General features: G+C 45.1%; 12 protein-coding genes. 3 read left to right on the top strand and 9 right to left on the bottom strand.

Going from position 1 to position 12,500, the window contains the following annotated elements:
* Positions 1-35: 35 nt before the first annotated feature.
* The 4 genes from moaCB to glp all read right to left on the bottom strand — a co-directional run bounded on the left by moaCB (position 36) and on the right by glp (position 3,049).
* Positions 36-941, bottom strand: coding sequence for a bifunctional molybdenum cofactor biosynthesis protein MoaC/MoaB (moaCB, locus tag DYADSP32_RS13225; RefSeq protein ID WP_149242291.1), 906 nt, complete (start codon positions 939-941; stop codon positions 36-38).
* 136 nt (positions 942-1,077) lie between these two features.
* Entirely contained in the window at positions 1,078-1,527 is a 450-nt protein-coding gene (locus DYADSP32_RS13230) for a molybdopterin synthase catalytic subunit (RefSeq protein WP_149242290.1), read from the bottom strand.
* Between the two features lie 32 nt (positions 1,528-1,559).
* The gene (locus tag DYADSP32_RS13235) at positions 1,560-1,802 is read right to left on the bottom strand and encodes a MoaD/ThiS family protein (protein ID WP_414617737.1); all 243 of its coding nucleotides are present in this window, start codon (positions 1,800-1,802) and stop codon (positions 1,560-1,562) included.
* Positions 1,803-1,855: 53 nt separating this feature from the next.
* Entirely contained in the window at positions 1,856-3,049 is a 1,194-nt protein-coding gene (gene glp, locus DYADSP32_RS13240) for a gephyrin-like molybdotransferase Glp (protein WP_149242289.1), read from the bottom strand.
* A 473-nt stretch (positions 3,050-3,522) separates the two neighbouring features.
* Here glp and DYADSP32_RS13245 point away from each other — a divergent pair, with 473 nt between their 5' ends.
* Positions 3,523-4,338, top strand: coding sequence for a lytic transglycosylase domain-containing protein (locus tag DYADSP32_RS13245; RefSeq protein ID WP_149242288.1), 816 nt, complete (start codon positions 3,523-3,525; stop codon positions 4,336-4,338).
* A 133-nt stretch (positions 4,339-4,471) separates the two neighbouring features.
* Positions 4,472-4,918: a peptidylprolyl isomerase gene (locus tag DYADSP32_RS13250; RefSeq protein WP_149242287.1), complete on the top strand. Its 447-nt coding sequence runs from the start codon at positions 4,472-4,474 to the stop codon at positions 4,916-4,918.
* 72 nt (positions 4,919-4,990) lie between these two features.
* Here DYADSP32_RS13250 and DYADSP32_RS13255 read toward each other — a convergent pair whose 3' ends face one another.
* The 3 genes from DYADSP32_RS13255 to purH form a co-directional block, all read right to left on the bottom strand.
* Positions 4,991-6,616 (bottom strand): sodium:solute symporter family transporter, encoded by a 1,626-nt coding sequence (locus tag DYADSP32_RS13255; protein WP_149242286.1) that lies wholly within the window; start codon positions 6,614-6,616, stop codon positions 4,991-4,993.
* A gap of 168 nt (positions 6,617-6,784) precedes the next feature.
* A complete protein-coding gene (locus DYADSP32_RS13260; RefSeq protein WP_414617738.1) occupies positions 6,785-7,657 on the bottom strand; it encodes a hypothetical protein in 873 nt (290 codons plus the stop codon).
* Positions 7,658-7,743: 86 nt separating this feature from the next.
* Positions 7,744-9,270 carry a bifunctional phosphoribosylaminoimidazolecarboxamide formyltransferase/IMP cyclohydrolase gene (purH, locus tag DYADSP32_RS13265; protein ID WP_149242285.1) on the bottom strand — a complete coding sequence of 509 codons (1,527 nt, stop codon included), beginning with the start codon at positions 9,268-9,270 and terminating at the stop codon, positions 7,744-7,746.
* A gap of 156 nt (positions 9,271-9,426) precedes the next feature.
* On the opposite strand from purH, the gene DYADSP32_RS13270 reads away from it, so the two are divergent.
* The gene (locus DYADSP32_RS13270; RefSeq protein WP_149242284.1) at positions 9,427-10,215 is read left to right on the top strand and encodes an SDR family oxidoreductase; all 789 of its coding nucleotides are present in this window, start codon (positions 9,427-9,429) and stop codon (positions 10,213-10,215) included.
* A gap of 3 nt (positions 10,216-10,218) precedes the next feature.
* Here the strand turns inward: DYADSP32_RS13270 and DYADSP32_RS13275 are convergent, their stop codons facing one another.
* Positions 10,219-10,758 (bottom strand): hypothetical protein, encoded by a 540-nt coding sequence (locus DYADSP32_RS13275; protein ID WP_149242283.1) that lies wholly within the window; start codon positions 10,756-10,758, stop codon positions 10,219-10,221.
* Positions 10,759-10,949: 191 nt separating this feature from the next.
* On the bottom strand, positions 10,950-12,497 hold the full coding sequence (locus DYADSP32_RS13280; RefSeq protein WP_149242282.1) for a RagB/SusD family nutrient uptake outer membrane protein: 1,548 nt from the start codon (positions 12,495-12,497) through the stop codon (positions 10,950-10,952).
* Positions 12,498-12,500 lie beyond the last annotated feature (3 nt).

The following is a 12,500-nucleotide window of genomic DNA, read 5'->3' on the forward strand; positions in this document are numbered from 1 at the left end:
CTAAACGACGAATTCCAAGCTTACTCCATTGAATTTTAATGCTTTGTGCCTTCAACTACACTAAACACGTGCATCACCTGCGGAAAAAGTGCGTCGATATATTCGGTTACAGCGCCGGTACTGCCCGGCATTGCAATGATAAGGGTTTTGCCTATTAAGCCTGCCACCGAACGTGAAAGCATGGAAGTGGGTAGTCGCTCCTGCCCATAATGCCTTGCCGTTTCAGCAATCCCTGGAATTTCGCGCTCGATTAACGCGGACACAGCTTCCGTGGTAACGTCCCTAAAGGACAACCCAGTTCCCCCGGTAACCAAAATCATTTGATAGGAAAGATTACAAAGGGTTGTGATTTTCTCCTGAATAAGGTCTGTCTGGTCAGGTATTACATTGTAATCACTCACCTCCACACCGAAAACCTTCAGTTTTTCGACTATTTTCCTGCCCGATTTATCTTCTCCGATTCCGTTAGAGATACTATCCGAGCAAACGATAACAGCCGTCTTTATATTTTCAGGAATCTGTGCCCTGTCACTTTTTCCTCCTTTTTTTTCGAGTAATCGTATGTTTCGGATTTCTACCCCTTTATCGATGGGTTTGAGCATGTCATACATCGTCAGGGCTACGACCGAAGCACCGTGCATCGCCTCCACCTCAACCCCGGTTTTATAGATGGTTTTCACCGTCAACTCAATAACAATATCGAGCTCCTGAATATCGTATTTTACAGCCGTATACTCAATGGGTATCGGGTGGCAATCGGGGAGCAAGTCGGGCGTTTTCTTTACAGCCAGAAAACCCGCAGCCTTGGCCATCTCAAACACATCCCCTTTCGGTACAGTCCGACTCCGGATAGCAGCAATCGTTTCCGGTTTGCTCACATGCACAGTAGCCTGCGCCGTGGCTATGCGTAAAGTATTCGTTTTATGTGTTATATCAACCATTCAGGAAGTTTTTGACAATTTTACTAAGCACGCCCATGTGATTTATACAGCCGCCCCACACCTCCGCCCGGCGACCCGGTCACATTTCACATTTCACTTCTCACATTTCACTTCCGCCCGGCGGCCCGGTCACATTTCACTTATTCTCTTTCCAATGAAAATCCCCGTTTTCTCCGATAAGCTCTTTGGCAAAAATGGGAACATTAGCCTTGATCTCCTCTACGATAAATTCGGATGCTTCAAATGCGGCTCTCCGATGTGCAGAAGACACGAATACAAAAAGACTCACCTCGCCCACCGGTACCAATCCGAGACTGTGATAAATATGCAGGCAAATCAGATCAAACTTCGCAAAAGCTGCCTCGCGTATAGAATAGAAAGCAAGATCTGCCATTTCTTCATAAGCCGTGTAATCAATACCTGATACCACTCCGTTGTCCTTCACGTCCGCGCGGATCTGCCCCAAAAAAATGGCGTGGGCGCCTACATTGGTTTTAGTCTGGTGCTTCGCGATAGATTCCGCAATGAACTCCGGACTGATAGGTCCCTGAACAAACACCTCTCTTTTTTTATGTGTATTCTCCATATTTATTGATCCATAGCTATTCATAGGAGCGGTTAACCACCTGCAAACGGTGGCAACAGAGCAATTTCCGAATCCGGTGTAATGGTTACATGATCGTCCGAAATCTGCAAATTGAGGGCCACTTTAAATTTTTTAGTCCCAAACTCAGGATATTTTTCAACAAGCTTGTCGCGAAGTGCACCTACAGTAGTGTTTTCACCAAGAGTCCATAGCTCAAGGGCCTGACCTGAGATCTCAGCCAACATACCATAATACTGAATTCTTACTTCCATCATTCAAAATTCTAAAGTCTCTGCCTTACAACAAGGCTTCAAGCGATCTATCCTAATTACCCCAAAGGTAGCAAATGCACTTCTACCAAATCACCCTTTTTAACGACCGACTGACTGGAGGGCAGATAAATCAATGCATTAGCCAGGGCAAAAGACCTCAACGCAAATGATTCCTGACCGTCCAATGGCATCACTTCTGCTTCATTGGCAACAGCTTTCAAAAATTCATCCCGCTCGCCGTTAAATGAATAATCATTTTGGATGGGGAGTTTTATCGAACGCAGAAAACAATCGGTATGACCCGTCATTTTCCTGATCGCAGGAAACACATATTCATAGTAACACACCAAAGATGAAGCCGGGTTGCCGGGTAGTGCAAAATACAACGTGTCACTACCTTTGGCAAACAACAATGGTTTACCTGGCTTTTGTCTCACTTTATAGAAGATGGTATCCGCGCCCACCATTTCCAGGGCTTTGCCCACAAAATCATAATCTCCTACGGAGATACCACCGCTGGCCAGAACCACATCATTGGTTTCTGACAGTTGCCGCAAAGCATCTATCGTAGCACCCAAATCGTCCGAGGCGTAGCAAATCTCTATGTCCTTCACGCCCTGACTTCTAAGTGCCACCTCAAGCATGCTCGAATTCGACTCATACACCTGTCCATGAAGCAAGTCATCACCCGGACGGATCAATTCGTCCCCTGTGATCAAAATTCCAACTTTTGGCATGCTGTGGACGGACACCTCTGTTACATTCATACCCATCAGAAATCCAACGCTGCCTGCACCCAGCGTCGTACCAGCCGGAAGCGCTACACTCCCTTTCATAATCTGCTGGCCAACAGACCTTATATTTTTGCCAGCTGCTATCGGGTATTCGTTGATCATTACCTGATCCTGCGATCGGATGGTGTGCTCTTGCATGACTACTGCCGTGGCACCCTCCGGCACAGCGGCACCCGTAAATATTCGTACCGCCGTACCTGGCACCAAATCCCTCAGGATCACCTCCCCTGCCCTTACCTCTCCTGCAACTGGTAGAGATTGTGCGTCATGTACCACATCGTTGTGACTCACCGCGTATCCGTCCATTGATGATTGCCGGAATGAGGGCAAAGAGATCGGGGAAACAACGTCACGGGCTAGCACATAGCCTGCAGAATGAATAACCTTCACAGATTCATCAGGAAGGAGCATAGTATGTTCAACAATTTTTTGTTTCGCTTCGTCAACAGATATCATGATTTAAACCTTAATGCTATGCAATATAACATGACAATCGCTACGAAAAGCGCAATTCCAAAAACAGAAAAAATGGGTAAAAACTCCGCACAACAGGTACTTTTAGTCGAATAATACTGACGAAAAAGTCTACAATTTTTTATAAAAACTTGATTATCAGAACCTAACGATAATTCATATTTTTGAAATATTGAAATAATCATATAAATTGTTTTCCCGTAACATCTGCGTTCAAGCAAAAATCCCAACGAATATTCCCTATACGTAGAAAAAACAAAGAATTCGCTTGGCAATCTTCAAAAAATCGAAATTTGCCCTTCTTTGATTAATACTATACCAAAAGATACAAAACAACTGAAAATCAATTATTTAAACAACCAATGAAACTTTATATATTCAATTGCGTTATATTTGCACCTCTCTAACTCAAAAGAGATGGAGACTTAAAATATGTTACACGAAATAACAAATGCATGATTCGACTTATCTTTATGGCCTTTGCTATAGCAACAATAGGGAGCTTTTCCCTACGCAGTGTGGAGGTGGAAAAGAAGAAACTGAAAGAGATAGAATTAACAAGAATACCTACAACAAGACCAACAATCGATTCAGATCTTCTTGCGATTGACTTTTGTGGCGAGGTTGTCCCATTGGCGGAACTTCGTATTGCCAGGCGATATCAAAACATGATCAGAAATTACGACAATGCCAATTTTCGTAAGCTGATGGCCAGGACGGAGAAAAGGATGCGTATCATCGAGCCCATCCTAAAAAAATACGGTGTACCAGCCGACTTTAAATACATTCCCATCATTGAAAGTGCGATGAGTGAGGAGGTCACCTCACCAAAAGGAGCAGGTGGTTACTGGCAATTTATGCCATCAACTGCCAAATCTCTCGGACTTGTTGTAAACGATACCGTTGACGACAGAAAACACCTCACCAAGTCCACACATGCTGCCGGAAAATACCTGCGCCAGCTGCATAAACAATTAGGCTCCTGGACGCTTGTTGCAGCGGCCTACAATGCTGGCCCGCAACACATTTTGAACAGGATCGATTCACAAAACAACGAGGACTATTTTAAGCTGAAACTGAACTCGGAAACAACCAAGTACATCTACAAGTTACTAGCTGTAAAGGAGTGGTTTTCGAACCCTCAAAGAAGCAGAGAATGGGGTAGCGGAGATGTTGTTGAGCTGTTGTCGCTGATCAAAGTGGATGAAAGCAAAACCAATTTCAAATCCATACCGAGCAAAGAGCTGGTCAGATTGTATAGTGGCTCCTAATTAAGCCGATTTATTTTGTCGTCGTCATGGAAGAAAAGGATACTTTATCCTTTTCTTTGTGTTATGAAGCTACCCATTCGTACGGAGTGGCCGAAGATCACCTCATTTTTTACCAAATTACTATCCAATTGATATGACAAAAGCAGAAATGATCACCGATAAGGGGACTATGCTTATCGAATTCTACGATGAAGATGCCCCTATTGCTGTGAAAAACTTTGTAGACCTTTCTAAAAAAGGATTTTATGATGGATTAATATTCCATCGCGTTATACCCGACTTTATGGTTCAGGGTGGTGACCCTACCGGGACGGGTCGTGGGGGGCCTGGGTATAAAATAAAATGTGAACTTACCGGTGGCAATCAGTACCACGACAGGGGTGTACTTTCCATGGCACACGCAGGGCGTGACACGGGCGGATCTCAGTTTTTTATCTGTCACAGCCGTAGAAACACGGCGCATTTGGATGGGAACCACACTTGTTTTGGTAAAGTTGTGGAGGGTGTAGACACCGTGGACCTGATCCAGCAAGGTGATAAGATTCAGAAAATCACAATTATCGAAGAAGAAGTAGCCTAATTGGTAATTTTCAAAATTAAAAAAGGTGTGAAAATCAGATTTTCACACCTTTTTTAATTCCTGATTCCGCTGCTACCAGAAGGTATAGTACAACACTGAAATGAGCGTAATCACCACAGCAGCACCAAAAACAAAACCACGATGTGGCATAAACATCGAAACGTCAATAGCCAATCCTTGCTTTTCATCCGGCATCACAAGACCCAGAATAAACATCACCACAACACAAATCAAAAATACCAGACCCATCCGATCCAGGAAAGGAACTTGCGTCCAGTCCATAAAGGGAAGGTAGTCGTTGTGCATACCCAAAGCAATCAGAAAGCCACCGACAATGGCAAACAGGGCACCTGCTGAGTTGGTTCTTTTCCAGAAAAAACCCATGATGAAAGAAGCGAAGATACCTGGAGAAAGCAATCCGGTCATTTCCTGAATAAACTGAAAACCACCTTTTTTATCAATACCCATGTATGGCGACACAACAATGGCCAGAATCATGGAAACCACCACCACCCAGCGGCCAATTTTTACCAGGGTCTTTTCGTCCGCATTTTTTCCAATGTAATTTTTAAATATATCCAGTGTAAAAATGGTTGAAATGCTGTTGGCTTTACCAGCAAGCGAGGCCACCACGGCCGCTGTAAGTGCCGCAAATGAAAGCCCCTTCAATCCAGCAGGTAAAAGGTTAAGCAATACCGGGTAGGCTTTGTCGGGATTAATGCTTCCGTCTGGACCTAACATTTCGGCCTGAAACATTCCTTTACTATACAAAGCATAAGCCGCAATACCAGGCAGAACGACAATCACCGGCATTAACAACTTCAGAAACGCGGCAAACAGAATACCATTTCTGGCCGTTTTCAAGTCAGCACCGAGAGCCCGTTGTGTAATGTACTGATTACAGCCCCAATAGTTAAGATTCACAATCCACATCCCGCCCAGCAACACCGTCAGCCCTGGCAGCTGCATGTAGAAAGGACTGCTTTTAGGAAAAATCATGTGAAAGTGGTCGTCGTGATTGTCACGCATCATTTGCATGCCTTGAAACATGCCATCCAGACTTATACCATCTACGCCTGTTACCAGATTCACCGCCAGATACGTGGTAGCCAGGCCCCCTATCACCAGAAAGAAAACCTGAATCACGTCGGTAAAACCAATCACCTTCATTCCGCCTATAGTAATGATGATAGCAAAGACAGCCAGCGCAATCATACAAAATGTAAAATCCAGTCCGGAAATACCCGATACGGCCAGAGCGCCCAGATAAAGGATGGACGTAAGATTGACCAGAATGTAAAGTGCAAGCCAAAACACCGCCATGATCAAGCTCACCGTTGGATTGTATCGCTGACTGAGAAACTGAGGCATGGTATAAATGCGATTTTTGAGATAAATCGGCATAAAAAAAACAGCTACAATCACCAATGTAGCTGCCGCCATCCATTCATAGGTAGATATGGCCAAGCCCATTGAAAACCCATTCCCGGACATACCAATAAATTGTTCAGCCGAAATGTTAGAAGCAATCAGCGATGCGCCAATGGCCCACCAGGTCAATGATCCTTCGGCGAGGAAAAAATCTTTGGTAGATTCAACTTTTGACCTCTTCCTTTGGTAGATCCAGTAGCCGTAACCAGACACCATGATGAAGTAGAAAAAGAAAACGAGATAATCTAGTGTTTGTAATTGTTGCATTTCAAATATTGTAAATTTTGATGAATGGATAGGCTATTCAGTTGAGGCCGAAAGGTACATCATTTTCAGAAAATAGTGCAAAAGATTGAACGATGATGTTCAATAAATGAACTGTAAAATAAGTACCCCCTGCTGCCCAGCACTGAACCAAAGGCTAAAACACCGCCTTCACCCCCCCTTACTATTGCTACGACGCAAACGTAAAGGATTCATTGGCAATATTTTACGATATTCGGACTGATTTAGATCCTGGACTTTCCCATATGCCTCGGCAAAGGATAACCCCGATTCCATAAGATGTAGAAATTGAGAAAATCCGGTGCTGTCCATGGAAGCCACCCAGTACGAGACCTCCATTCCGGAAGTCATATACGCCAGCATCACTTGCCTGGGCTTACCTCTGAAAAACGTTTTTAAAGAGGCAATCTCATCAAGTTCCAAAATCATCTGCCCACCCGAGTATGACAGCCACTCGTCACTGTAAGCCAGATATCGCCCCACCGGATCCTGAATATCAACAAACCTACGATCCAACATCAACGCAATACCCTCATTGAACCACTGCGGAACACGAAATGTTGTTTCCCACCAACCTAGCCGCTTCAGCAATTCAATATGGCTCAATTCATGGCTGATCACATCCACGTTAATCCCTTCCATGTTCACTACAATAAATGATTCTCCCCAGGGCGTACCCAGGCTGCACCCAGCCCCTTCGACTCCACTGCAGTACCTTTCATATTCTGCGGGAGTGGCACAAATAATGAGCTTTGGTTTTGATCTTAAACCTGAATAAAAAGAATCCACACGCATTTCCGCACTGTGAATTATACTACGGAGCAGATGATGATGACTTTCCTTAATTTCTGGACTCACAAACATGCCATCTCCGGAAGACCGAAAGGCAGACAGGCGGATAGTCTGACAATAGAACAATTGAGGAAATAAGCAAAAATAGCTGATCAGGGCCGCAAGACAGACCAGCAGCAACATTTTACCAACTTTGATGGAGCTCTTTAGGCGGGAGAAAATTGATTTCAAAAAGCCGGTTTTTTAAGTGGCTTAAAACATAACGGCATCACAGTTAAGTCCCCGTGATGCCGTCCCATTATCTGTACCTGGATATTTTAGTGCTTGAAGTGCCTTATCCCCGTTGTCACCATAGAAATACCGTTTGCATTGCAATATTCTACCGAATCTTTATCGCGAATAGAGCCACCCGGTTGTACAACGGACGTAATACCAGCCTGATGTGCGATTTCTACACAATCCGCAAAAGGGAAAAATGCATCTGAGGCCATCACTGCCCCAGTCAGATCAAAGCCAAACGCTTTTGCTTTATCAATTGCCTGGCGCAAAGCATCCACGCGTGAAGTCTGCCCGGTGCCACTGGCCAATAACTGGTTTTCTTTGGCAAGAACGATCGTATTGGATTTGGTATGTTTGCAGACCTTTAGCGCAAACTCGAGTGCGGTAAGTTCACTGGCTGTGGGTGCTTTTTCAGTTACCGTGGTAAACTGCTCCGACACCTCCGTAGAAAGATCCTTATCCTGAACCAACACGCCATTCAGAATCGTCTTAAACATCACGTTTGGAAGATCCACCGCGTTGCGTTTCAACAGAATTCTGTTCTTTTTTGATTTCAGCAAAGCCAGCGCATCCTCACTAAACGAAGGAGCGATCAGTATTTCCATGAACAGCTTGTTCAATTCTTCTGCCGTGGACAGGTCCACATTGGTGTTGGTGATAACAACCCCTCCAAATGCAGAAACCGGATCACAGGCCAGGGCGTTATCATAAGCTTCCTTGGCTGTGGAGGCAGTTGCAATCCCACAGGCATTGGTATGTTTAATAATGGCAAAAGTGGGGTCGCCACCTACAAATTCATCGATCAGATTTACACAGGCGTCAACATCTACCAGGTTGTTGTAAGACAAATCTTTCCCATGAAGCTTTTCAAAAATACCATCCAGATCCCCATGGAAGGTCGCATTCTGATGTGGATTCTCTCCATACCGGAGTGTTTGAGCAGGCAAATTTGTAAAATCATACAGTGCTGCATCCTCCTTGCCGAGAAAATAACTATTGATCGCTCCATCATAATGAGAAGAAACCCCGAAAGCCTTTCCGGCATAATCCCGGCGATCCTCAATATCTGTAGATCCCCCTTTTGCGGCCAGCAGTTTTACCACATCGGCATACTGGCTGCGGGAAGAAACAATGAGTGTATCTTTAAAATTCTTGGCTGTAGCCCTGATCAGCGATATGCCGCCAATGTCAATTTTTTCAATTACATCTTCCTCACTTGCACCAGATGCTACAGTCTCCTCGAAGGGATAAAGGTCTACCACCACCAGATCAATAGCAGGAATATTGTATTGCTTCGCCTGTGCTACATCGCCTTCATCGTCACGACGATACAGAATTCCACCCATAATTGCCGGATGCAAGGTTTTAACCCTGCCTCCAAAAATTGACGGATAACCGGTCAGCTCCTCAGCCGCCGTAACGGGAATATTGAGGTTTTCAATAAATGTTTGTGTCCCGCCGGTGGAATATAGTTTTACACCATTTTCGTGCAGGAGGCGAACCAAAGGTTCAAGTCCATCCTTATAGTAGACAGATATAAGTGCGGATTGGATTTTTTTTGACATTGTGCAACGTTAGACGCGTAAAATAAAGCGCAAAGATAGAATAAAAGGTTGGGAGACGAAAAGGGGAAGGAGAAGTTAAGTGGTTAGGCATCATTCAGGCCGACAGCCAAGGGTGAAATGAAGAATGTTAATAAAAAATAATATACATAGACTAGAATGGATCTGAATCTTAAAGACAAAACAGCAATTGTGTGCGGCAGCACACAGGGTATCGGACTGGCAAGCGCTGTAGAACTCGCACTACTAGGCGCCAACGTTACACTGATGGCCCGGAATGAAGAATCACTAAGCACGGCTATTGAAACTTTGGACAAAAGCCAGGGCCAGCTACACCGGTATATCGTGGCCGATTTTTCTGATACACAGGCCGTACAGAATGCGATTGATGATCACCTCAGGTTGTGTCCCGATGTCCATATCCTGATCAACAATACAGGCGGCCCATCCGGCGGCCCGATCATTGAGGCAACAGCGGGGCAGTTTCTGGACACTTTTCAAATGCATGTGATCAACAACCAGATCCTGGCACAGGCGGTGGTACCTGCTATGACCAAAGCTGGATTTGGAAGGATTGTGAACATCATCAGCACCTCGGTAAAACAGCCCATCATTGGCCTTGGCGTCTCCAATACCATACGCGCGGCCGTAGCAAGCTGGTCCAAAACCCTGTCGGCAGAACTTGGGCCACGGGGTATCACAGTCAATAACGTACTGCCAGGGTTCACGAAGACGGCCCGGCTCGACGCGGTATTGACCATAAGAAGTACTGCACAAGGAAAAACCAAGGAGCAAGTTGCAGAACAATTGGCTGCCACCAGCCCGATCCGGCGATTCAGTGAACCGGAGGAAGTAGCAGCCGCCGTGGCCTTTTTGTGTAGTCCGGCTGCAGGAAGTATCAACGGCATCAACCTGCCGGTAGACGGTGGCAAAACCGAGAGCCTTTAAATGCTATCGCCAGCCTAAGCCCAACCCGAAGCCATACCAGGGCACAAACTTACGGTCTAGAAATGGGGTGAATCTGAATTTAAAAATGTGAATCCACTTTTCTCTAACCAAGTGTATTCTCAAACCCAGAATCCCCGTCGGACTCAGGTAGCTGTATTTATACAGTTTGCCTGGTAGTGCGGCACCATAAATTGGATTAAATATAGACAGCCCCAAGCCCATTTCTCCGTAATATTCCCATTGTTTATAATTTGGATCAGGTTTGCACAAACTTTTATGAAATGGATTAAAGAGGAAATTGTGGGTTATAGAAGAGGATAAGGTAGGACTTATGTAGTAAAAAAGTCTCCCTGAAATACCTATACCTACCTGTGCGTTCAAAATTGATTTGTCACGATACATTAAAGGAACATCCGCAGAAAACATCGCTACCGGTGCTATGCCCATTCCTTCAGCGGTAAATGCCGCCCGAAGGCGTGTATAATAAGGCTGAGAAAACCCTGAGTATGTGATGAAGAGCAATAGTATAATTATTCTGATCATGATCGATGAGGGACTTTTAACCTCCAACGAAGCATGAGTAGTAAGTTGTATTGCGTTTACATAAAAACTGAATGCCCCGATTCAGCTATCATTTGTGAGGGTGGATATTGCCTTGGAACTTCCTGCCAACCAAAAAGGAGCAGGCCACAACAGCCTGCTCCTTTTTATATCTCAAAATTCAACAAGATCCGTTAATAACCTGGGTTTTGTTTAAGATTTGCGTTTACCGCGATTTGCTGGCTTGGGATGGCGTAAATCAACCTGATCGGGTCACTGTCCGTAGTTCTGATCTGACCAGCTTTCAGGAATTTTCCAAAACGAATCAGATCCTGTCTTCTCCATCCTTCCCAGTATAATTCCCTCGAACGTTCGTCAAGCAATACATCCAATGTAAGGGTTGTCAAAGCGGCAACACCACGGTTGGTACGTATGGAATTAACGAGCGTCAATGCATCAGCGGCTGCACCCGGCGTACCTCCACGAAGTATGGCTTCCGCTTTCATCAATAATACATCCGAATAACGGTATACCACCCAGTCATTGTTTTTCTGACCTCTGGATGCAAAGTCAAAAGGATATTTGATTACACGTATACCGGCAGTTTCCAGCGTATTACCGCTTGTACGGATGCCAACGTCTTTGGTAAAAACCAGTGGCTGCGTAGAGGGCGTTCTGGCCATCAGGGGCTTGTTGGTCACCCAGCTGGTCTGTTGCCCTTCCAGTAAACCTACATTCTGAATTTTATAACTTTTGGTACGGTTGGAGGTGGTATCCGCCGGGTAGTTATAGTAAATACCCCTTCTTTCATCGCCTGCACCAAATTTATCGTACAGATTAGACAGTGCAGCCCATCCGTTCCATCCACCGGGAGTCATATTGTAGTGAGATACGGTCCAATAAGCCCTATCCACACCTCCTCCACGTACACCTTCTTCGTTGTAAAGTGTGAAAATGTTCTCGGTAGATTTCAAATGGTTATCCGGAGCAAAGTTGTCAAAATATTTGCCCATTGGCGATACCGTATAACCCGTGATCTCATTGGCCAGACTGATCACCTTCGACATATCGGCTACATCAAACTTAGGTGCCTCTCTGTTCAAAAAGGTACCCTTGTTCAGATAAACTTTCATCAATAACACGCGTGCAGCGTTTTTATTTGCCACATATGCGGCACCAGAGGCAGGCAGATCCTTCATGATCGCATTCATCTCAGCAATAATGAAATCAATGGCCTCCTGTGAAGAAAGTGTTTTGGGAAGTTCACGGAAATCATCCAGATTCTCGCGGTAGGGAACAACACCCCACAAATCCAGTACATCAAACATGGCCAAGGCTCTTACAAAACGAGCCTCCGCTGCCTGTTGAGCAGATGGGTTATAACGCAAAACATTGGAAGCCTGGAAGATGGTTGTCAACAATTGGCCAAAGGTGTCGTTCATATACCCATTATCAGCATTCCAGGTATGCAGGTGGATGGCCCGGTGTTTACCGTTGTCATCCCAGTCGCCACCTCGTGTTGGCGCTATGGCTTCATCACTGGATAGCTGTTGCAAACACCAGCGATTCTCCTGCTGGTAGGGATTGTTCAGGGAAGCATACGCACTGATCAGCAGACCCGCTGGCGTAATATTTCCAGTTGAGCTTTCCTCCAGATCGCTGTTCAGCTGCTCCTCAAGGTCTGTGCAGGAAAACACCGAGATTCCCAACAGAATGGTTGCACAATATGTTTTAAATCGCATAAA

Origin of the sequence: Dyadobacter sp. 32, from assembly GCF_902506755.1 — a bacterium.
Lineage (GTDB): Bacteria > Bacteroidota > Bacteroidia > Cytophagales > Spirosomataceae > Dyadobacter.